19 protein-coding genes are annotated in these 18,982 nt (G+C 60.2%); 13 read left to right on the forward strand and 6 right to left on the reverse strand.

From position 1 onward, the window contains the following. The 7 genes from ACLH0H_RS02485 to ACLH0H_RS02515 all read left to right on the forward strand — a co-directional run bounded on the left by ACLH0H_RS02485 (position 1) and on the right by ACLH0H_RS02515 (position 7,129). Complete coding sequence (locus ACLH0H_RS02485; RefSeq protein WP_411380844.1) at positions 1-1,005, forward strand: ligase-associated DNA damage response exonuclease; 1,005 nt, start codon at positions 1-3, stop codon at positions 1,003-1,005. Then, entirely contained in the window at positions 1,002-2,636 is a 1,635-nt protein-coding gene (locus ACLH0H_RS02490; RefSeq protein ID WP_411380845.1) for an ATP-dependent DNA ligase, read from the forward strand. The genes ACLH0H_RS02485 and ACLH0H_RS02490 overlap by 4 nt, the downstream gene beginning before the upstream one ends. Positions 2,637-2,950: 314 nt before the next feature. Next, on the forward strand, positions 2,951-3,730 hold the full coding sequence (locus ACLH0H_RS02495) for a transporter substrate-binding domain-containing protein (RefSeq protein WP_025855157.1): 780 nt from the start codon (positions 2,951-2,953) through the stop codon (positions 3,728-3,730). Between the two features lie 57 nt (positions 3,731-3,787). Next, a complete protein-coding gene (locus ACLH0H_RS02500; RefSeq protein WP_411380846.1) occupies positions 3,788-4,516 on the forward strand; it encodes an ABC transporter permease in 729 nt (242 codons plus the stop codon). Next, positions 4,513-5,223, forward strand: coding sequence for an ABC transporter permease (locus ACLH0H_RS02505; protein WP_076950057.1), 711 nt, complete (start codon positions 4,513-4,515; stop codon positions 5,221-5,223). Before ACLH0H_RS02500 ends, ACLH0H_RS02505 begins: the two co-directional genes overlap by 4 nt. A 9-nt stretch (positions 5,224-5,232) precedes the next feature. Continuing rightward, the gene (locus ACLH0H_RS02510) at positions 5,233-6,351 is read left to right on the forward strand and encodes a succinylglutamate desuccinylase/aspartoacylase family protein (RefSeq protein ID WP_411380847.1); all 1,119 of its coding nucleotides are present in this window, start codon (positions 5,233-5,235) and stop codon (positions 6,349-6,351) included. Between the two features lie 13 nt (positions 6,352-6,364). Beyond that, positions 6,365-7,129, forward strand: coding sequence for an ABC transporter ATP-binding protein (locus ACLH0H_RS02515; RefSeq protein ID WP_186691174.1), 765 nt, complete (start codon positions 6,365-6,367; stop codon positions 7,127-7,129). Here the strand turns inward: ACLH0H_RS02515 and ACLH0H_RS02520 are convergent. Both ACLH0H_RS02520 and ACLH0H_RS02525 read right to left on the reverse strand, forming a co-directional pair. Further along, positions 7,122-8,270 (reverse strand): sensor histidine kinase, encoded by a 1,149-nt coding sequence (locus tag ACLH0H_RS02520; protein WP_411380848.1) that lies wholly within the window; start codon positions 8,268-8,270, stop codon positions 7,122-7,124. The two genes, ACLH0H_RS02515 and ACLH0H_RS02520, sit on opposite strands and share 8 nt — an antisense overlap. 40 nt (positions 8,271-8,310) lie before the next feature. Then, positions 8,311-8,973: a response regulator transcription factor gene (locus ACLH0H_RS02525; protein ID WP_411380849.1), complete on the reverse strand. Its 663-nt coding sequence runs from the start codon at positions 8,971-8,973 to the stop codon at positions 8,311-8,313. 140 nt (positions 8,974-9,113) lie between these two features. On the opposite strand from ACLH0H_RS02525, the gene ACLH0H_RS02530 reads away from it, so the two are divergent. The 5 genes from ACLH0H_RS02530 to pdeM all read left to right on the forward strand — a co-directional run bounded on the left by ACLH0H_RS02530 (position 9,114) and on the right by pdeM (position 15,012). Further along, complete coding sequence (locus tag ACLH0H_RS02530) at positions 9,114-9,500, forward strand: GtrA family protein (protein ID WP_411380850.1); 387 nt, start codon at positions 9,114-9,116, stop codon at positions 9,498-9,500. A 13-nt stretch (positions 9,501-9,513) separates the two neighbouring features. Further along, positions 9,514-10,407 (forward strand): glycosyltransferase family 2 protein, encoded by an 894-nt coding sequence (locus tag ACLH0H_RS02535; protein ID WP_411380851.1) that lies wholly within the window; start codon positions 9,514-9,516, stop codon positions 10,405-10,407. Then, positions 10,404-11,816, forward strand: coding sequence for an ArnT family glycosyltransferase (locus tag ACLH0H_RS02540; RefSeq protein WP_411380852.1), 1,413 nt, complete (start codon positions 10,404-10,406; stop codon positions 11,814-11,816). Before ACLH0H_RS02535 ends, ACLH0H_RS02540 begins: the two co-directional genes overlap by 4 nt. Positions 11,817-11,881: 65 nt before the next feature. Then, positions 11,882-14,362, forward strand: coding sequence for a ligase-associated DNA damage response DEXH box helicase (locus ACLH0H_RS02545; RefSeq protein ID WP_411380853.1), 2,481 nt, complete (start codon positions 11,882-11,884; stop codon positions 14,360-14,362). Further along, a complete protein-coding gene (pdeM, locus tag ACLH0H_RS02550; RefSeq protein WP_411380854.1) occupies positions 14,362-15,012 on the forward strand; it encodes a ligase-associated DNA damage response endonuclease PdeM in 651 nt (216 codons plus the stop codon). The genes ACLH0H_RS02545 and pdeM overlap by 1 nt, the downstream gene beginning before the upstream one ends. Before the next feature lie 3 nt (positions 15,013-15,015). Here the strand turns inward: pdeM and ACLH0H_RS02555 are convergent, their stop codons facing one another. Further along, positions 15,016-15,213, reverse strand: coding sequence for a hypothetical protein (locus ACLH0H_RS02555; RefSeq protein WP_411380855.1), 198 nt, complete (start codon positions 15,211-15,213; stop codon positions 15,016-15,018). A gap of 108 nt (positions 15,214-15,321) precedes the next feature. Continuing rightward, positions 15,322-15,888, reverse strand: a complete 567-nt coding sequence (gene dcd, locus ACLH0H_RS02560) for a dCTP deaminase (protein ID WP_307386551.1) — start codon at positions 15,886-15,888, stop codon at positions 15,322-15,324. 561 nt (positions 15,889-16,449) lie between these two features. On the opposite strand from dcd, the gene ACLH0H_RS02565 reads away from it, so the two are divergent. Then, complete coding sequence (locus ACLH0H_RS02565) at positions 16,450-16,659, forward strand: cold-shock protein (RefSeq protein ID WP_002554837.1); 210 nt, start codon at positions 16,450-16,452, stop codon at positions 16,657-16,659. Positions 16,660-16,977: 318 nt separating this feature from the next. On the opposite strand, the gene rpoS is transcribed toward ACLH0H_RS02565, so the two are convergent. Then, complete coding sequence (gene rpoS, locus ACLH0H_RS02570; protein WP_076950045.1) at positions 16,978-17,982, reverse strand: RNA polymerase sigma factor RpoS; 1,005 nt, start codon at positions 17,980-17,982, stop codon at positions 16,978-16,980. Between the two features lie 109 nt (positions 17,983-18,091). Next, the gene (locus tag ACLH0H_RS02575) at positions 18,092-18,928 is read right to left on the reverse strand and encodes a peptidoglycan DD-metalloendopeptidase family protein (RefSeq protein WP_076950044.1); all 837 of its coding nucleotides are present in this window, start codon (positions 18,926-18,928) and stop codon (positions 18,092-18,094) included. Between the last annotated feature and the right edge of the window lie 54 nt (positions 18,929-18,982).

The raw sequence follows: 18,982 nt of genomic DNA on the forward strand, positions 1-18,982 counted from the left end.
ATGGACCTTGTCATCGCCCGCCCCGAAGGCCTCTACTGCCCCGCCGGTGATTTCTACATCGATCCCTGGCGCCCGGTTGAACGTTCGGTCATCACTCACGCCCACGGCGACCACGCCCGCACCGGCAACGAGCATTACCTCGCCGCCGCGCCGGGCGAAGGCATCCTGCGTTCGCGCCTGGGCCAGGACATCAACCTGCAAACCCTGGCCTACGGCGAGCCATTGGTTCATCACGGCGTGACCTTAAGTTTTCACCCGGCCGGGCATGTGCTCGGTTCGGCCCAGGTGCGCCTGGAATACAAGGGCGAAGTCTGGGTCGCATCCGGTGATTACAAGGTCGAGCCCGACGGCACCTGCGCGCCCTTCGAACCGGTGCGTTGCCACACGTTCATCACCGAGTCCACCTTCGGCCTGCCGATCTATCGCTGGCAGCCCCAGGCGCAGATCTTCGCCGGGATCAACGAGTGGTGGCAGGCGAATATCGCGGCAGGCAAAGCCAGCGTGTTGTTCTGTTACTCCTTCGGCAAGGCCCAGCGCATCCTGCATGGCATCGACGCCAGCATCGGCCCGATCCTCAGCCACGGCGCGGTCGAACCGTTGAACCGGGTGTACCGCGAGGCAGGGGTCTACATCCCTGAAACCCTCTATGCCGGCGACTTCAACAAGACCGACCCGCTGTTGCGCCAAGCCTTGATCATCGCACCGCCATCCGCGGGCGGCAGCAGTTGGATCAAGCGCTTCGGCGACTTCAGCGACGCGTTCGCCAGCGGCTGGATGCGCTTGCGCGGCACTCGGCGGCGGCGCGGTGTGGACCGGGGTTTTGTGCTGTCGGACCACGCCGACTGGCCCGGCCTGTTGTGGGCCATCGAGCAAACCGGCGCCGAACGGGTGATGGTTACCCACGGTTCTGTCGGCGTTCTGGTGCGTCATTTGCGGGAAAAAGGCCTGGATGCCCAAGGCTTCGTCACCGAATACGGCGATGACGAAGAGGAACCCAGCACATGAAGGCCTTCGCCGAACTTTACGCCAACCTCGACGCCACCACCTCCAGCAACGCCAAACTTGCCGCGTTGCAGACCTACTTCCGGCAAGCGGCACCGGACGATGCCGCGTGGGCCGTGTATTTCTTGTCCGGCGGTCGGCCTCGGCAATTGGTGCCGACGCGTCTGCTGCGCGACATGGCCACCGAAGCGTCCGGCATCGAGCCGTGGCTGTTTGAGGAAAGCTACCAGTCGGTGGGTGACTTGGCGGAGACCATTTCCCTGTTGCTACCGGAGTCGACCTACACCTCGCAGGACGGCCTGGCAGTGTGGCTGGAAGAAAAACTCCTGCCCCTGCGTGGCCTGCCTCCCCTGGAGCTTGCTGAACGTCTACCCGCGTTATGGGCGCAACTGGACCAGCCCAGCCTGATGGTGTGCATCAAGCTGATCACCGGCAGTTTCCGCGTCGGGGTGTCCAAGCTGCTGGTCACCCGCGCGCTGGCTGCGATGGCTGGCCTGGACAGCAAGCGCGTGGCACAGCGGTTGGTGGGCTACACCGACCTGTCCAACCGTCCTACGCCTGAGGGCTACTTGAAGCTGATCGCCGCCGAATCATCCGACGAACATGCGCAACGGGGCGGGCAGCCTTATCCGTTTTTTCTTGCGCATGGGTTGGCGCAACCGGTGGAGCAATTCGACACGTTGCTCGGCCCTCCCACCGATTGGCAGGTGGAATGGAAGTACGATGGCATCCGCGCGCAACTGGTCAAACGTGAGGGCCGCCTGTGGGTCTGGTCACGCGGCGAAGAATTGGTGACTGAACGCTTCCCCGAACTTCACAGCCTGGTAAGCGGCTTGCCCGATGGCACCGTGATCGACGGCGAGATCGTCGTCTGGAAAGACGCCGTGCAACCTTTCGCGCTTCTGCAACAGCGGATTGGGCGCAAGACCCTGAGCAAAAAAGTGCTTGAGGATGCCCCCGTGGCAGTCCTGGCTTACGACTTGCTGGAATATGCGGGTGACGATTGGCGCAACCACACCCAGGCTGAACGCCGCACGCAACTGGAACAGGTGATCGACCAGTGCAACCAGCCCGTGCTGCGAGAATCACCCTTGCTGACGGGCAGCAGCTGGCAGGACCTGGCCGAACAACGCGAAGCCTCACGCAGCCTTGGCGTGGAAGGCATGATGATCAAGGACCGCAAGGGTCTCTATGGTGTGGGTCGCACCAAGGACATGGGCCTGTGGTGGAAGTGGAAAGTCGACCCGTTCAGCGTCGACGCGGTGCTGATCTACGCCCAACGCGGCCACGGCCGACGCGCCAGTCTCTACAGCGACTACACCTTCGCGGTGTGGGACGGCCCACCCGGCAGCGAACGCACCTTGGTGCCGTTCGCGAAGGCGTATTCAGGACTGACCGACGAAGAGATGCGCAAAGTCGATGCGATTGTGCGCAAGACCACGGTAGAGAAATTCGGCCCGGTGAGCAGCGTGACGCCGAGCATGGTGTTTGAGCTTGGGTTCGAGGGGATAGCCCTGTCCAAGCGGCATAAGAGCGGGATCGCGGTGCGGTTTCCGCGGATGCTGCGCTGGCGCCAGGATAAATCTGTGGAAGAAGCCGACAACCTGGCCACACTGCAGGACCTGCTGGCCTGAACACGATTCCCCTGTGGGAGCTGGCTTGCCTGCGATAGCTGTGGGTCAGTTTACAGATGGGTTGGCTGACATACCGCTATCGCAGGCAAGCCAGCTCCCACAGTTTTAGATCTTCATGCGATCTGAAATGGTGCACTGATTTTTCAGCGCCCATTTTCGGGCACAGCCTACGCTCACAACGCCCTTATCCCACCTTTTAAAACACCCATTCGGGACTATGGTGCAGAAATTGCTTCCGGTGATGCGTCTGACACCGTTCAGTAACAGTCCTAAACGCGCCACAAGCGCTTATCTTGGTTTCCAGGGATTACATAATGAAAAAAGCATTGCTGACCCTTTCTGCACTGGCTCTGTGCATGGCCGCCGGTACCGCGCTGGCCAAGGAATACAAGGAACTGCGTTTTGGTGTCGATCCGTCCTACGCGCCGTTTGAATCCAAGGCAGCCGATGGCAGCCTGGTGGGCTTTGATATCGACCTGGGCAATGCGATCTGTGCCGAGCTGAAAGTGAAGTGCAAATGGGTCGAAAGCGATTTCGACGGCATGATTCCAGGCCTCAAGGCCAACAAGTTCGACGGCGTGATTTCGTCCATGACCGTGACCCCGGTGCGTGAAAAGGCCATCGACTTCTCCAACGAGCTGTTCTCCGGCCCTACTTCGCTGGTGTTCAAGAAAGGCGCGGGCTACTCGACGCCAGAGTCGCTCAAGGGCAAATCCGTGGGCTACGAGCAAGGCACCATCCAGGAAGCCTATGCCAAGGCCGTACTGGATAAAGCCGGTGTGACCACCAAGGCCTACGCCAACCAGGATCAGGTGTATGCCGACCTGACTTCCGGCCGTCTCGACGCTTCCGTGCAAGACATGCTGCAAGCCGAACTGGGCTTTTTGAAGTCGCCAGCCGGCGCCGGTTATGAAGTCAGCGCGGCCATCGACGATCCACTGCTCCCGTCGAAAACCGCCATCGGTATCAAAAAAGGTAACACTGAACTGAAGGCGCTTTTGGATAAAGGTATCAAAGCGTTACACGATGATGGCACCTACGCCACCATCCAGAAGAAACACTTTGGCGATCTGAACCTGTACAGCGGCAAATAATGCCCGGGCGCCCCTTCTTATGCAGGGGCGCTTTTTTATCGCCATAGGTCCTGATTTATGTTCGAAGATCTGTTGCAAACTCTCGGGCTGAGCGCGTTCAGCCTGAAGGGTTTCGGCCCGCTGTTGCTGCAAGGCACCTGGATGACTATAAAGTTGTCGGTGCTGTCTCTGGCCGTCAGCGTATTGCTCGGTCTGCTCGGCGCCAGCGCCAAACTCTCCAGCCTGCCCTTCCTGCGTATCCCCGCCCAGCTCTACACCACGTTGATTCGCGGTGTACCCGACCTGGTGCTGATGCTGCTGATTTTCTATAGCCTGCAAACCTGGCTTACCGGTTTTACCGATTTGATGGAATGGGAATACATCGAGATCGACCCCTTCAGCGCCGGGGTCATCACCCTGGGCTTTATTTACGGCGCCTACTTCACCGAGACCTTTCGCGGCGCGATCCTCGCAGTGCCCCGTGGCCAACTGGAAGCCGCCACGGCCTATGGCCTCAAGCGCGGCCAGCGGTTTCGCTACGTGACCTTTCCGCAAATGATGCGCTTTGCCCTGCCGGGTATCGGCAATAATTGGATGGTGATGCTCAAGGCCACGGCGCTGGTGTCGATCATCGGCCTGGCGGATTTGGTCAAGGCGGCCCAGGATGCGGGCAAAAGCACCTACCAACTGTTCTATTTCCTGGTGCTCGCCGCGCTGATCTACCTGATGATCACCAGCGCGTCCAACTTCGTCCTGCGTCGCCTTGAACGTCGCTACTCCGCTGGCGCCCGGGAGGCCGTGCGATGATCGAACTCTTGCAGGAATACTGGCGCCCCTTCCTTTATAGCGACGGCCAGCACATCACCGGCCTGGCCATGACGATGTGGCTGCTCAGCGCCGCCCTGGTCATCGGCTTTCTGGTGTCGATCCCGTTGTCCATCGCCCGCGTGTCGCGCAAGCGCCTGGTGCGCTGGCCGGTGCAGTTCTATACCTATCTGTTCCGTGGCACGCCGCTCTATATCCAGCTGCTGATCTGCTACACCGGCATCTACAGCATCGCCGCCGTGCGCGAACAGCCCCTGCTGGATGCGTTCTTTCGCGATGCAATGAACTGCACCATCCTGGCCTTCGCCCTCAATACCTGCGCCTACACCACGGAGATTTTCGCCGGGGCGATTCGCAGCATGGCCCATGGCGAAGTCGAAGCGGCCAAGGCCTACGGCTTGAGCGGCTGGAAGCTGTACGCCTACGTGATCATGCCCTCGGCGCTGCGCCGCTCGTTGCCCTACTACAGCAACGAAGTGATCCTGATGCTGCACTCAACCACCGTGGCCTTTACCGCGACGATTCCAGATATCCTCAAAGTGGCGCGGGATGCCAACTCGGCAACCTTCATGACCTTTCAATCATTTGGTATCGCCGCGCTGATCTACCTGAGCGTGACCTTTGCTTTGGTGGGTCTGTTTCGTCTGGCGGAGCGCCGCTGGCTGGCGTTTCTCGGGCCGAGCCATTAAGGAGCCTTCATGCGTCATCAGGTCCATCCACTGATCGCGCCGGTGCCCGGCACGGCGCGGCAGATCCACAGTTTTCACTTTGGCCCGGAGCAGGCCGAGGGCAAGATTTACATCCAGTCGTCGCTGCATGCCGATGAACTGCCCGGCATGCTGGTGGCCTGGCACCTCAAGGTGCGCCTGGCCGAGCTGGCGGCTGCCGGTCGCTTGCGCAGCGAGATCGTGCTGGTGCCCATCGCCAACCCGGTGGGCCTGGAACAGGTATTGATGGATATTCCGCTGGGCCGCTACGAGCTGGAAAGCGGGCAGAACTTCAATCGGCTGTTTGTCGACCTCAGTGAGGAGGTGGGGAACCACGTCGAAGATCTGCTCGGGCCGGATCCGCGGCGCAACGTCGCACTGATTCGCACCGCGCTGGCCGCCGCCCTGGCCGCGCAAACCGCCGACACCCAACTGCAATCCCAGCGCCTGGTGCTGCAACGCCTGGCCTGCAATGCCGACATGGTGCTGGACCTGCATTGCGATTTCGAAGCCGTGGCGCACCTGTACACCACACCCGAGGCGTGGCCGCAGGTGGAGCCGCTGGCGCGGTATATCGGCTCGGAGGCGAACTTGCTGGCCACCGATTCCGGCGGCCAATCCTTCGATGAATGTTTCACCCTGGTGTGGTGGCAATTGCAGCAACGCTTCGGCGAGCGCTTCCCGATCCCCATGGGCAGCTTTTCGGTGACCGTCGAACTGCGCGGCCAAGGGGACGTCAACCACGGCCTGGCCAGCCTCGACTGCCAGGCGATCATCGATTACCTGATTCGCTTCGGCGCCATTGCGGGGGATGCCGCACCGCTGCCCGACTTGCCTTACCCGGCCACGCCGCTGGCCGGCGTTGAACCGGTAGCGACCCCGGTGGGCGGCTTGCTGGTGTTCAGTGCCCTGCCTGGCGAGTACTTGGAAGCCGGGCAATTGATCGCCGAAATCATCGACCCCATTTCCGACCGCGTAACGCCCGTGCACTGCCGCAAGGCCGGCCTGCTTTACGCCCGTTCGCTACGCCGCATGGCCACTGCCGGGATGGTCATCGCCCATGTCGCAGGCACCGAAGCCTACCGCAGCGGCTATCTACTTTCGCCTTGAGGATGCACGCCCCATGTACAAATTGACCGTTGAAGGCCTGCATAAAAGCTATGGCGACAATGAGGTGCTCAAAGGTGTTTCGCTCAAGGCCAAGACCGGTGACGTGATCAGCCTGATCGGCGCCAGCGGCTCGGGCAAGAGCACCTTTTTGCGCTGCATCAACTTCTTGGAAACCCCCAATGACGGCGCCATGACGCTCGATGGCCAAGTGATCCGCATGGTCAGTGACCGCCATGGCATGCGCGTGGCCGATGATGCCGAGCTGCAGCGCCTGCGCACGCGGCTGGCCATGGTATTCCAGCATTTCAACCTGTGGAGCCACATGAGCGTGCTGGAAAACATCACCATGGCCCCGCGCCGGGTGCTGGGATGCAGCAAGAAGGACGCCGAGGACCGGGCCCGTCGCTACCTGGACAAGGTCGGCCTGCCGGCGCGCGTGGCCGATCAGTACCCGGCGTTCCTCTCCGGAGGCCAGCAGCAACGGGTCGCCATCGCCCGCGCGCTGGCCATGGAACCGGAGGTGATGCTGTTTGACGAACCCACCTCGGCCCTCGACCCGGAGTTGGTGGGCGAAGTGTTGAAAGTGATCCAGGGCCTGGCCGAGGAAGGCCGCACCATGATCATGGTGACCCACGAGATGAGCTTTGCACGCAAGGTGTCGAGCCAGGTGCTGTTCCTGCACAAGGGCCTGGTGGAAGAACAAGGCGCCCCGCAAGAGGTACTGGGCAACCCCAGGAGCGAGCGCTTGCAGCAGTTTCTTAGCGGCAACCTCAAGTGAACGTGACGTGCGCCCGGAACGTATGAAGGGTGCGCCGGGTTTCAAGGCGCCAGCCGGCATGCGTGCAGGCACGGGTGACGATTTCCAGGCCAAAGCCGAAGCCTGGCGACGTTAGCTGTTCCACGCGGTTATTGATGATTACCAAACGCTGCCCGGTGAGGACCACCCGGATCTTCCCGGCGCCATGCTGCACAGCGTTGCCGAGCAGGTTCTGCACCACGCTGCGGGCGATTGCTTCATGGGCCTGCAAGGTGATTGCGGGTGCACCGGCATAGACCAGCGCGCCTGTCGCAAGGGGGTAAAGCTGCTGGTATTTTTCGATCTGCTCGGTGACGACAGCGGCCAGGTCAATCGCCTCATGGGGCACTTTACGCGGTTCACGGGCCAGGGATAAAAACAGCTCGATGGTCATCTTCATCCCGGCCAGCGCGCCCTCCATGCGCAGCAGGCTGCGCGCATGCTTTTGGGCATCACAGCCCGGCAAGCGCAGGATCGCCAGGCTGTTGTTCAAGATGCTCAAGGGGGTACGCAACTCATGGCTGACGTGCCGGGTAAACGCACGCTCGCGCTGCAGCGCGGCATTCTGCTGGGTCACCAGGGACGACAGCGTGCGGCTCAACGTGCCGATTTCATCCTGACGGTCAAACCCGCTGAACCGGGATGACGCTTGCGGTGCAACCGCCATGTCCGCCGCCAACTGGCTGACGGGTTGGGCGATGGCGCGGGCAATCGCGATGGCCAGAACCGTTCCCAGGATCAGGATCAACCCGGCCAGTGCGCACAACAAGCCGAAGATCTGCGCGCGGTAGCCTTCGGTCTGACTGAGCTCGGACTCGTTCAGCACCAGAATCAAGCGCTGCGACGCCCCCGGCACCTGACTCACGAACACATGCACATCCTCGCCATCCACTTCATGATGGCCTGCGGGCAATGGCCGCGCAAAGCCAGGCACTTCAACATCACCCGACCAGTAGCCTTGAAGATAGATGCTGTTGGGCATGGCGGTAGCCGCCCCTTGCAGGGCGTGCCGTTCCTCGAACGCCTGGGCCTCAAGCTTCAGATAACTGGCAATGATGTAGTCCTCCGTCAGATTGACGGTGGCCCAGATCAGGGCGCTGTAAAACAAGGTGATGGTTGCCATGAACGGCAGCAGCGCGCAAAGGATTCGCGCAAAGAAGGAATCAGTAGGGAATCGCAAGGCGATAGCCCTTACCGTGAACGGTGCGAATCAGATCGTTACCGTAAGGTTTGCCCAAGGCTTGCCGGAGCCGGTAGATATAGGTGCGCAACGCATCGCTGTCCGGCGGATCGCCATCGGGCCACAACGCCGTCTCCAGTTTGCGTCGGCTGACGGGTTCCGGTGCCTCATCGGCCAGCAGGCTCAGCAAGCTGAACGGCAACGCGGGCAACACCGTGACCACACCGTTGTGGATCAACGCCTGCGAGACCGGATCGATCACCAGGTCACCCAGTTGTTTCGCGCAGCGCGGCTGACGCGGCGAGCCTCGCCGGATCAGCGCGCGAATGCGCCATAGCAACTCCTGAGGCTCGAAGGGCTTGACCAGATAATCGTCGCCGCCGGCCTCGTAACCTTCTTGTTTATCAGGCAGTGCGTCACGCGCGGTCAAGAATATAACGGGGGTGTGAATCTGCTCGCGCCGCAATTGCCGACAGGTGTCAAAACCGCTCATCCGAGGCATCGCGACATCCAGGACAATCAGGTCGTATGCCTGCTGCTGCACACGCGCCAGGCAACTTCGGCCATCGCGCGCGAAGTCTACTTCATAGCCAAACTCGCCGAGATAATCCCCCAACGACCCCGCCAATTCATGGTCATCTTCCACTAGTAATATTTCCACTAGTACAAACTCCAAAGTCATACAAACAATTAAGAAAATTCCTTCAACAAAAAACTAAAGCACGAACACAAATTTCATTTCATGACGTGACAACTGGTTCACATTTGATTTTATACACTTTGGCCATGCAAAAAATACTTCGATTGTTTATTCGTTACTTGAACGCAGGCGTCATTGCCACGTTGGTTCACTTCGTGGTGTTTATCTGTTTGCTGCCTTACTACAGCCCGACCTCATCCACGCTCTGCGCCGCCATTACGGGCGCACTGGTCGCCTACTGCCTGTCCAGGCATTGGGTCTTTGCACAGCGGCACTGCAATTGCTGGCAGTTCGTGATAACCGCCACCAGCCAGGTTTCATGCAACACACTGATTGTCAACTTACTGACCCACTGGGGCGCACCCGCGTTAAGCGCGCAAATAGTGGCAACGACAGCCGTGACCCTTCAGGGGTTTATGATCAATCACTTCTGGGTATTCAAACATGACATCAAGCGCGCGCCTTTGCGCTGAGCCGTTGCCTGCCATGAAACTTACGATACTGGTCCCTTGCTTTAACGAGCAGTGCGTCATAACGGAATTTCATTCGCGCCTGATGGCGATCATTGAACGGTTAAATACAAATACCGAAGTGTTTTATATCAATGACGGCAGTCAAGACCAGACAGGCGCAATCATCGATCAATTTGCCCAGGACCCTCGCGTCACCAGCCTCCACTTAAGCCGCAACTTCGGCAAGGAAGCGGCCATGCGCGCAGGTATCAACGCCGTACAAGGCGGCGCGGTGATCATCATGGACTGCGACCTGCAGGACCCGCCCGAATTGATCCCGCTGATGGTGCAGGAATGGCGCAAGGGCCATGAGATCGTGAACATGCAACGCCGCTCGCGGCGCTGCGACTCCTGGGCAAAGCGTATGGCCGCGCAGCTCTATTACGTCACCATGGACCAGTTGATCGACGACTTCGAAGTGCCCCGGCAAGTCAGTGATTTCAGGCTGATCGGGCCGAACGCCCTGGCCGCCATTCGCGCCATGGATGACAACGCGGGGGTGTTGAAGCTGCTGGTCAGCTGGCTTGGCTACCCAAGCACCGAAGTGAACTACGACCGCACGCCGCGCCAGGCGGGCAGGACCAAGTGGAGCACACTGTCATTGCTCGACCTGTGCGTGGACTCGATTCTCGCCTTTTCCACTCGCCCGCTACGGATGTACAGCTACCTGAGCGTCGCCCTCTTTCTGCTCGGCTCACTGTGGATCGCAGTGGACGCGACGCTCGGCCAACTGACCCAACTGCATCTTCTGGCGCAATCAATCCTGCTGTTGTGCCTGGGTACCGCCGTGGTCGGCGAATACGTCGGCCGGGTGCTGACGGTGGTGAATCCAAGGCCCAACGCCCTGCATAAACGTCATCAACCATGAATCCATCCATAAAGGCCGCCGGCGTGAACCCTCGCGCGTCCATACGTTTGCTCTGGACGATCCTGTTGACTGTGCTGCTGGTGCGCCTGGGTACGCTCGGCCTGTATCCGATCATGGACACATCGGAAGCCCGCTACGCGGAAATCGCCCGCAAGATGCTGGTGTCCAACGACTGGATCACGCCGATGTTCGATCATGGCGTACCGTTCTGGGGCAAACCCCCGCTGTCATTCTGGCTGCAGGCGTTGAGCATGAAGGTGTTCGGCATCAACGAATTCGCCAGCCGTTTCTCGTCCTGGCTGCTGCATGCCGCGAGCTGCTTGCTCATCGTGCGTCTCGCCGCCGGCGAATGCCGCCTGCAGGTCGGCTTGACCGCTGCCATTATTTATTCGACCTGCTCCCTGGGCTTCTTTGCAAGCGGCGCGGTCCTTACCGATGGCGCGCTGGCGTTCGCCCTTCTGCTGGCACACCTTGGCCTGTGGCGTGGATTGGCGCACGCGGATCGAGGCTGGGCGCTGCTCGGTTTTTTCGGGTTGGGCCTGGGCCTGCTCGCCAAAGGCCCCTTGGCACTGGTGTTGATTGCGTTGCCGGCCGCCCTGTGGCTGGCGCTCACTGGCCACTGGCGACGGTTACTCCGCTTGCCTTGGCTGCCTGGCATCGCCTTGATGAGCGCCGTGGCCTTGCCTTGGTATTGGTTGGCGGAACAGAAGACCCCGGGGTTCCTGCACTACTTCATCGTCGGCGAACATTTCAGTCGCTATGTCATCAGCAATTGGCAGGGTGACCTTTACGGCAGCGCACATGCCGAACCCTTGGCGATGATCTGGGTGCACCTGCTGGGTGGGCTTTTACCCTGGGCGTTTTTCTTGCCGTTGCTGGTGAAGTGGCGCGCCTCGCTGCGGGGCCAGCGTGAATATTGGCTCTTCGTGCTGGCATGGGCGGTTTCGACGCCGCTGTTCTTTACCATGTCCACCAACATCCTCTGGACCTATGTGCTGCCCGCGCTGCCGGCCTGGGCGCTGTTGCTGGCCAATGTGGTCTGGCACAAGGTTCGCACCGCGCTTATCACCGCCGTGGCGCTGACACTGCCGGTGGCAGGCTGCGCCATGCTCATCAGCGGCAAGGTCGATGATCGCCCGCAAAACCAGAAAACCATGGTTGCGTTGTGGAAGGCACAACAGGCGGCGGCGCCTGGCGACTTGATCTATCCAGGTTCGCGCTCCTACTCGGCGGAGTTCTACAGCAGCGGCTGGGCACGCCACACCAGGCAGCTGCCACGCTCGGAGGACTTCTATCTGGTCCAACGCCAGGGCAATCAACCGCTGGACCTTCCGGCGACCGCCAGGTGCGACCTGGTGGGCCAAGCCAATGCCAGCGAAATGTACTATTGCCGCGTCGGGCCACCCTGACGGGTTAAACCTTTGGCGTGCCCGGAGGGTCTGTGTGATAGGCCCTCCTGAGCATCAGCTGCTGTATGGCAACTTCCCGCAATTTCGCCAAGACATGGTTTATCGCCAAGGGCTGGAAGCCGTTTACCTTTCAAAAGGAGGTATGGGCGGCGGTCAAATCGGGCCGCTCCGGGTTACTGCATGCCAGCACCGGCGCCGGCAAGACCTACGCACTGTGGTTTGCCGCGCTCAATCGTTTCGCCATCAGTCGAGCGCCCGTTACCGGTAAACGCAAGCCGCCCGCTGAACCGCTGACCGTGCTGTGGATCACCCCCATGCGCGCCCTCGCCGCCGACACCGCTCGCGCCCTCCAGGCGCCGCTTGAAGCGTTGCAGATTCCCTGGAGCGTCGGCCTGCGCACCGGCGATACCAGCAGCAGCGAACGCGCACGGCAGACCCGCCGCCAGCCCACCGCCCTGGTCACCACGCCCGAAAGCCTGACACTGATGCTCGCGCGCGCCGACAGCGAAGCCAGCCTGGGACACTTGCGCATGGTGGTCGTGGATGAGTGGCACGAACTGATCGGCAATAAACGCGGCGTGCAACTGCAACTGGCGTTGGCACGGTTGCGGCGCTGGCATCCTGGGTTGATCGTCTGGGGTATCTCGGCGACCTTGGGTAATCAGGCTCACGCGTTGGAGGTATTGGTCCCACAAGGCGAGGGGATCAATGTGCAGGGGCAAACCGCCAAACAGCTACTCATCGACACGTTGCTGCCCCCCGTCACCGAGCGCTTTCCCTGGGCCGGGCATATCGGTTTGAAGATGCTGCCGCAGGTGGTGGCCGAGGTGGACGCCAGCAGCAGTTGCCTGGTGTTTACCAATACGCGGGCGCAATCCGAGATCTGGTATCAGGCGTTGCTCGAGGCCCGTGCCGATTGGGCCGGGGTGATCGCGCTGCACCACGGTTCTCTGTCGCGGGAAACCCGTGACTGGGTGGAACGAGCGCTCAAAGACGGTCAGCTCAAGGCGGTGGTATGCACGTCAAGCCTGGACCTGGGGGTGGATTTCCTGCCGGTCGAGCGGGTGCTGCAGATCGGCTCGGCCAAGGGCGTGGCGCGCCTGATGCAGCGTGCGGGCCGCTCGGGGCATGCGCCGGGACGGCCTTCACGGGTGACGCTGGTGCCAACCCATAGCCTGGAACTGGTTGAAGCCGCCGCCGCCCAGGACGCGATTGCGCAGCGACGCATCGAAGCCCGTGAATCACCCTACAAGCCATTGGATGTACTCGTACAACATCTGGTAAGCATGGCGCTGGGCGGTGGGTTTACGCCGGATGCATTGCTGCAGGAAGTACGCGGCGCGTGGGCCTATCAGGACCTCAACGACGCCGACTGGGCCTGGGCCCTGGGGTTTGTACGCCATGGTGGCCTGTCGCTGACCGCCTACCCGGATTACCGTCGCGTGGAACCGGACGAGCACGGTATCTGGCGCGTTCCGGATGCGAGGCTGGCACGCCGGCATCGCATGAGCGTGGGCACCATCGTCAGTGATGCCAGCATCCAGCTAAAATTCTGGAGCAAAGGCGGTGGCGGCAAGAACCTCGGCAGTGTCGAGGAAGGTTTTATCGCTCGGCTCAAGCCGGGGGACGGCTTCCTGTTCGCCGGCCGCTTGCTGGAATTGGTGCGTGTGGAAAACATGACCGCTTATGTGCGTCGCGGCACCGCGAAAAAAGCCGCCGTGCCGCGCTGGAATGGCGGGCGCATGCCGCTTTCCAATGAACTGGCTCAAGCCGTGGTGGAGCGCTTTGATGCGGCGGCGCAGGGGCGCTATGAAGGGCCGGAAATGCAGGCGGTTTACCCGTTGCTGCAGACGCAGTTGCGCTGGTCCGGCCTGCCGACGCGCGGGCGTTTGCTGGCTGAGGCGCTGAAATCACGCGAGGGCCGGCACCTGTTCCTCTACCCCTTTGCCGGGCGCCAGGTGCACCTGGGGCTGGCAAGTCTGTTGGCGTGGCGTGTGGGCCAGGCGCAGCCGGTGACCTTCTCTATTGCGGTGAATGACTACGGGTTGGAATTGCTGAGCGCCACTGAAGTGGAGTGGCCAGTACTGTTGAACCAGGCCCTGTTGAGTCCCGAAAATCTTTTGGACGACGTCGCCGCCAGCCTGAATGCCGGGGAGTTGGCCCTGCGCCGCTTTCGCGAAATCGCGCGTATCGCCGGGCTGGTGTTTGCCGGTTATCCAGGAGCGCCTAAAAGTACGCGCCAGGTGCAAGCGTCCAGCGGGTTGTTCTTTGAGGTTTTCAAGCAGTATGACCCACAGAACCTGCTGCTGACCCAAGCCGGGGAAGAAGTCCTGCGTGACGAACTGGATATTCGTCGTCTGGAAGAGACATTGCGCACGCTATCGGCGCTGGAACTGGACCTGCATCTCATCGAACGGCCTACGCCCCTGGCCTTTCCTCTGCTGGTTGAGCGCATGCGCGAAAGCATGAGTTCGGAAAAACTCTCGGAGCGCATCGCGCGGATGGTCAAGGACCTGGAAAAAGTCGCGGATAACGGGAAGCGCTGATGGTTTGCTCGGTAATACTTGAGGGAGAGGAATTGTGGTTGCTGGCGGACAAGGCGGTGTATTGGCCGGCACGCCAGTGTCTGTTGATTGCCGATGCGCATTTCGGCAAGGCTTCGGCGTACCGCAGCCTGGGGCAACCGGTGCCACAGGGGACGACAACCGAGAACCTGCAACGCCTGGACCAAGTGCTATCGGCGTATCCATGCGCCCAAGTGATCTTTCTCGGCGACTTCCTGCACGGCCCCGGCTCCCACGCCAGCAGCACGCTCAGCGCGCTGAGGACTTGGCGAGCGCTGAACCCGGACCTGTGCATGACCTTGATTCGCGGTAATCACGACAAGCGCGCAGGTGACCCGCCGGTCGACTTGGGGATTGTGGTCGTCCCGGAGCCTTTGCTGATGGGCCCTTTCGCCCTGCAGCACGAACCGGATGCGCATCCCAGCCACCACGTGTTGGCGGGGCATGTGCATCCGGTGTATCGCTTGCGCGGCAAGGGCCGGCAGAGCCTGCGCCTGCCGTGCTTTCAGATCGGGCCGCGGGTCAGCCTGCTGCCGGCGTTTGGTGCGTTTACCGGTGGCTTTGCAGTCGAACAGGACAAGGATCGCCGAATATTCGTGATCGGCGACCGTGAAGTCTGGCCAGTGGGCTGATTATCAGGCAACAGGCGCGGGTGGCGGCTCATCCGGCAGGGTCGGCTCACCGGGCTCGGTGGGCTGGGGGTAATCCGGCTCGGGTTGGCCGGGAATGGCGCCTGCATAAGCAGGGTCGGCCATCAGGGACCAGGCCAGAACGCCAATCTGGTTGGGTTCAAGCCGGGCGAGTTCTGCGCTGATTCGCGGGTTGATCTTCATAAGGTACTCCTCAAGCGTGGCTCGGCGCGTTTTACACGCGCCGAGGCAGTACACCTAGATAGAGTCGATTTATGCAGACTAATTCCCTTACTACGTAAGACCTTTCGATCAAGCGCGTGGGAGGGTGACGCCGCGTTGGCCCTGATACTTGCCCGCGCGGTCTTTATAGGACACCTCGCAGGCCTCGTCGGACTGCAGGAACAGCATCTGCGCCACGCCTTCGTTGGCATAGATTTTCGCCGGCAGCGTGGTGGTGTTGGAGAACTCCAGGGTCACGTGGCCTTCCCACTCAGGCTCCAGCGGTGTCACGTTGACGATAATGCCGCAACGCGCGTAGGTGCTCTTACCCAGGCAAATGGTTAACACGTCGCGGGGAATACGGAAAAATTCCACGGTGCGCGCCAGGGCGAAAGAGTTTGGCGGGATGATGCACACGTCGCTCTTGACGTCGACGAAGCTCTTTTCGTCGAAATTCTTCGGATCGACGATTGCCGAATTGATGTTAGTGAACACCTTGAATTCATCGGCGCAGCGCACGTCGTAACCGTAGCTGGAAACGCCGTAGGAAATCACCGGGGAATCGCTTTGGCCACGAACCTGCCGCTCGACGAACGGTTCGATCATGCCGTGCTCTTGCGCCATGCGGCGAATCCACTTGTCCGATTTGATGCTCATGGCGTGTGTCCTGAATAGCGAGGTGGAAAAATTCTGTGGGGCATCTTACCGGGGCGGACGTTGGGGTTCAAAGGCCGCCGGGATTTTCTTGATGAATGCACCCGCTGTCATAGCCCTGAATGTCTACCTATCTTTTGAGGCCACGGCAGCATTGTAGTGAGCGGGCTCGCCCCGCGCTGGGTGGCGAAGCCGCTCCAAACCAGGCAACCGGGTTCTATTTGGAGCTCGGCGTTAGCTTCATTGGGGCGGCTTCGCCACCCACCGCGGGCAAGCCCGCTCACTACAGCCAAAGCCAGTGGTTCCGGGGCTGGCGGCGCTGCATACGCTGTGCGCAAATACCACCGCCAGTCACGAAAATAGAGAAACCTTCGGAAATACCATTGGCACGTCCGGTAAAAACGGTTAAGGTGACGTCACTGTGTTGCTTGTGTCACTGAGAATCTCTACACGATATGTTGAATTTCGATCCAACCATCTCCAAGAATTTTTCCTGCTCTTTGCACTCAGTCTCGGCCAGGGCTTTTCCTGAGTCGCAGTTAACTTTGTTCAAGGAGTTACACCATGTCTAATCGCCAAACTGGTACCGTTAAGTGGTTCAACGATGAAAAAGGCTTCGGCTTCATCACTCCACAATCCGGTGACGACCTGTTCGTTCACTTCAAAGCTATCCAATCCGACGGCTTCAAAAGCCTGAAAGAAGGCCAACAGGTTTCTTTCATCGCTACCCGCGGTCAGAAAGGCATGCAAGCTGAAGAAGTTCAAGTTATCTAACTTGTACTGACTTAGTCGAAAAGACCCCGCCCTCAAAAGCGGGGTTTTTTTATGCCTGTCGTTCCCACGCTCTGCGTGGGAATGCCGCTTGTGACGCTCTGCGTCATGCTTTGGGACGCAGAGCGTCCTGGGCTGCATTCCCACGCAGAGCATGGGAACGATCGATGCCCGGCACAAAAAAATGTGGAAGAGCGCTTTATGTGGGAGCTGGCTTGCCTGCGATGCTGACGCCTCGGTGTATCAGTTACACCGCGGTGATGCTATCGCAGGCAAGCCAGCTCCCACACAAGCCCAGCTCCCACATTTCATGGTGCGCCGTTATTGAAACAACGACTCACTCGACAAGCCATTCTTCTCCAGGATCTCACGCAAGCGCTTGAGCCCTTCCACCTGGATCTGTCGCACCCGCTCCCGGGTGAGGCCGATCTCCAAGCCTACATCTTCCAAGGTGCTGCTCTCATGGCCACGCAGGCCGAAGCGGCGAATCACCACCTCACGCTGCTTGTCCGTGAGCTCCGACAGCCACTGGTCAATACTTTGGGAAAGATCATCGTCCTGCAACAGCTCGCAAGGATCCGTCGGACGATCATCGGTCAGGGTGTCCAGCAAGGTTTTATCCGAATCCGGACCCAGCGAGACGTCAACTGAAGACACACGCTCGTTAAGGCCCAGCATGCGCTTGACCTCCGCTACCGGTTTTTCCAGCAGGTTGGCGATTTCTTCAGGCGAAGGTTCATGATCAAGTTTCTGGGTAAGCTCACGCGCCGCCCGCAGGTAGACGTTGAGCTCCTTGACCACATGGATCGGCAACCGGATCGTACGGGTCTGATTCATGATCGCCCGCTCGATGGTCTGGCGAATCCACCAGGTGGCATAGGTCGAGAAGCGGAAACCCCGCTCGGGGTCGAACTTCTCCACGGCCCGGATCAGGCCCAGGTTGCCTTCCTCGATCAAGTCCAACAGGGACAACCCACGATTGACATAGCGCCGGGCGATTTTCACCACCAGGCGCAGGTTGCTTTCAATCATGCGTTTGCGCCCAGCCGGATCACCCTTTTGCGACAAGCGCGCAAAATGGACTTCTTCTTCGGGGGTCAGCAGAGGGGAAAAACCGATTTCATTGAGATACAGCTGGGTCGCGTCGAGCGCCCGCGTGTAATCAATGTATTTGTGTTGCTTTAACGCGGTGGAGTTCTTGGATTTGGTGCGAACTGAAGGTACAGCAGGTCCCTCATTCGACATCGATTCCGTATCGATACCGGCCTCCATCAGGAGAACCTCATCGTCGATGTCAAACTCCGGCGCTTCTTTACTGAGAGCCATTGTTATAGTCCTTTGGTGAGTTCGACCTCAAGCTCAAGCGGCGCCTTTATCCTTGGCAACGCTGGAGCCTGTTCCTTCTACGTGAGGGAACAGGCTGGCAACAACAACATCAACGACGGGGCAAAAATTGCAGCGGATCTACAGGCTTCCCTTGACGGCGAATCTCAAAGTGCAGTTTCACCCGGTCTGTACCCGTTGATCCCATTTCGGCAATTGTCTGCCCGACTTTGACTTGCTGTCCCTCCCGAACCAACAACCTGCGGTTATGACCGTAGGCACTGACGTAGGTATCGCTGTGCTTGATGATGACCAGCTCGCCGTAGCCCCGTAAACCACTCCCGGCGTACACCACTGTCCCATCAGACGCAGCTAAAACAGGCTGTCCCAAATCCCCGGCGATATCAATGCCTTTATTCAAACTACCGTTTGAAGAGAATTTTCCAATCAACACTCCGTTTGAAGGCCATCCCCAGCCCGTCGGCGCGGGCCCTGCAGGTGGGAGCGGCGCTGCTGCGGGCTTGCTCGAAGGCGCGGGCGCGGCGGTGCCGGCAGGGCGAGTGATGATGGTGGTTTTGCTTGAGGACGACGGCGAAGATCCAGTGTTTGTCACAACTGCCGTCGGCGCTGAACCGGTGCGTCCGTCGAAGCGAATCGTCTGGCCCGGATGGATCGTGTAAGGCACGGGAATATTGTTACGAGCCGCGAGCGCCTTGTAGTCCCACCCATAACGGAAGGCAATGGAAAACAGCGTGTCGCCCTTGCGCACCACATATTGCCCGGTGGTGACCGTCGGTCGTTGCGGCGCCGCATTATTGCGGTCAACCACCCGCGCGCCGCTGCTTGGCGAGCTGGAACACCCTACCAACACAGAACTGAAGACGAGGCCAAGCACCAGTCGCTGAAAGCTTGTTTTACTCATACGCTGCGCAAGACCTGTGAGACTCACCCGCCGCTCCCTTTGTGGTGGCTGAACATGGAATGCCTGTATCAGGCTTGAAAT

This window comes from Pseudomonas sp. MPB26 (assembly GCF_046605355.1).
In the GTDB taxonomy this organism is placed as follows: Bacteria; Pseudomonadota; Gammaproteobacteria; order Pseudomonadales; family Pseudomonadaceae; genus Aquipseudomonas; species Aquipseudomonas cedrina.